The organism is Streptomyces sp. 4F14 (assembly GCF_048159485.1).
In the GTDB taxonomy this organism is placed as follows: Bacteria; Actinomycetota; Actinomycetes; order Streptomycetales; family Streptomycetaceae; genus Streptomyces.
In genome coordinates this window covers 1-321 of record NZ_JBLRVY010000378.1, presented here as the reverse complement: position 1 = coordinate 321, position 321 = coordinate 1, and the positions used below count along the sequence as shown (strand labels likewise).

Sequence of the window (321 nt, the reverse complement as noted above, 5' to 3'; positions counted from 1 at the left end):
GGCCCGGCGGGCACCGACTGACACCACACTCGGTCGGACCGCCCACGGCGGCACCTACGACAGCCATGTGGTGAACGAAGACGGCCGACCACGTGATCGCCCGCACCGCCCCCGGGCCTCACACCGGCAGCAACCGGGTGACCAGCGAGCCGAGTTGACGGACGTTGCGGCATTCGTGCATCTCGATCAGCTCGGCGTACGCCGGGGCCGCCGAGTCGCCGGTGCCCCAGCGGGAGCGCTGTTCGGGGTTGAGCCAGTAACTGCATCGCGAGCGCTCGGTGATCCGCCGCAGGGCGGGCAGGTTCGGGTCGCTCATGTTCG

General features: G+C 70.7%; 1 pseudogene. It reads right to left on the bottom strand.

From position 1 onward, the window contains the following. Window positions 1–118 precede the first annotated feature (118 nt). A pseudogene (locus ACLZOT_RS51195) lies at window positions 119–321 on the bottom strand (hypothetical protein); the annotation flags it as partial.